Source organism: Pedobacter sp. 01N416 (assembly GCF_056399685.1).
This window is the reverse complement of sequence record NZ_JBFTRT010000856.1, coordinates 1-2018: the sequence shown is the minus strand read 5'-3', so window position 1 is coordinate 2018 and position 2018 is coordinate 1. Positions and strand designations below refer to the sequence as shown.

The following is a 2018-nucleotide window of genomic DNA, read 5'->3' as shown; positions in this document are numbered from 1 at the left end:
CAATCAGCCCTGAAGAGAGTAAGAGTGTGTTTTTATGTTCGCTAATTTCCAGCTCGAAATACTTATAAAAGGTTCTAACCAGGTTAATAATTAACAGTACAATTAAAAGACAGGCAATTAAGATAAAAATTGTAACTATAGTCAGCATACCCGTTACTGCGCTCTGAATTTCATCTTTATTAATTTTAAAAGCATCAAGCAATTGCCTGCCTTCGTAAATAACGGTGTAAAAAAAAGCAGCAAGTAAAGCTAAACTTTGTCCATAATTAGAGGTTAGTCCTACTTTAAACAAAGTCCGGGCACTTATTCTTAAAAATGGTGTTTCTACTGTCTTGTGGTTTTCACGTTCAATTTCCGATTGTGTTTCAGTTACGGTTCTTCTATTTAATAAATGTTCTTTAAGGTTATAGGCAGAAGTTTCGTCAATTGCTTTTATACTTACTTCTTCTCCATGAGCACCGGCTGTATCGATTTTTAACCCATAAACGCCGATAATTTTCTGCAGAATATTCTGGTTAATGTTAACCTGCTGTATTTTATCGAGTTGAATAATTACCTGATCGCGGTTGAATATGCCCTTATTCACCACAAATTCCTGCTTTTCTTTATCTAAAAAGAACGTGAATTTTAAATACCATAAATAAGCAATGATGAAGCTGAAAAACATGATAGCTGCGATACCAAGCAAGACATAAACGATTTCGTTAATGGGCATTTTCATAAATGCGATAATGAAAATAGCAAAAGTTGCTTTTCCAATCTGAAAAAAGGTATGCGCACCCATCACAATAATACCAAAGGCCGATTCCCGCTGCGGTTTACTAAAATCGTTATTCATTGGCATTCAATTCTGTTGTTGGATTTTCAAGCAGGTCTAGTTTTTTCAAAAGCAGATCCCTGATACGCTTGGCATCATCAATTGCAATCCCCGAAATATGGATATGCCCTGTTTGGCCACCTGCAGTAAATAGCTGTAATGATCCCAGTTTATATATTCTGGAAAAAATCCCTTCATTTAATTCGATATGCTGAATCCTGTTTAAAGGAACAATTGTTGTCGATTCGGCGATAATGCCACTTTTGTATAATACATCATGTGTGCGGATGGCATACCCCCGTTTCTTAAAACTGGCGCGAAAGAGTAGCGAAAAGATGGCAAATAAAGCTAAATAAAGGGGGATTATCCATTTGGCATTTGGTTTTACTTCATCAACAAAGAATAGGAGTATGCCACAGTAGTCATGGTTAAAGGTATAAAACATTATTAATCTATAAATAGACTAATATTTAAATCTTTTGTTACCTCGCTACAATAAACTTTTTTGCATTGTTATATTGACCTGAATCGGAAGAGATTTTAAAGAAATAAATTCCGGGAACAAAGGTAGAGGTGTTGATTTCTAAGGTGTGTTTTCCGGTATTGAGGTATTCATTTACTACTGTTTTAACCAAGCGGCCCATTAAATCAAAAATCTGAATATTAATTTTATCCGTTTCGGGCAAAACAACATCAATAAATGTTTGCATAGCTGCAGGATTAGGGTAATTCTGAGAAACGGTAAACTTTAAGAATTTATCAAAAATCGCTTTATTAATGGCGTCGAAAATTACATAGCTCACCAACCTGTAACCACGTGCATTAGGATGAAAGGCATCCTGATAAAGCGAAAAATCACGCCTCATGGCTGCATTTACATCGGCTAAATATATTTTATATTCTGCAGCTAATTTTCTGTAGGCTGTATTAAGGTTTTTGATATGGGTATTTACAGTCACATAACTTTTAATGGTTCTATCATCAACAAACTGTAGTGTACATAAAATTGGAACTAATTTCTGTTTAAGGCTTGCCGTAATCAATACCCGCATATTAGCAACGGTTTCGGCTACACTTCCTTTACCAGTAGTCATTGCAACAGCATCATTAATGCCCATATCAATTACAATAAAGCCGGTTCTATAGGCTATTGCATTATCAATTCGGAGTAATCCCTGAAAAGTAGTCTGACCACCAATAC

The 2018-nt window shown here is 35.3% G+C and carries 3 protein-coding genes; all 3 read right to left on the bottom strand.

The window, feature by feature from the left end:
- Positions 1 to 838 (bottom strand): PH domain-containing protein (locus tag AC1DND_RS27890; RefSeq protein ID WP_477586105.1); only part of this gene is annotated, 838 nt, incomplete at its 3' end.
- Positions 831 to 1262 carry a PH domain-containing protein gene (locus tag AC1DND_RS27885; RefSeq protein ID WP_477586103.1) on the bottom strand — a complete coding sequence of 144 codons (432 nt, stop codon included), beginning with the start codon at positions 1260 to 1262 and terminating at the stop codon, positions 831 to 833. The genes AC1DND_RS27885 and AC1DND_RS27890, both read right to left, overlap by 8 nt.
- A 37-nt stretch (positions 1263 to 1299) precedes the next feature.
- Positions 1300 to 2018: SGNH/GDSL hydrolase family protein (locus tag AC1DND_RS27880; RefSeq protein ID WP_477586101.1), on the bottom strand; the 719-nt coding region annotated here is incomplete at its 5' end.

Excerpts from the sequence above, each read along its gene's own strand:
- AC1DND_RS27885 (WP_477586103.1), bottom strand. The coding sequence starts at position 1,262 with ATGTTTTATACCTTTAACCATGACTACTGTGGCATACTCCTATTCTTT.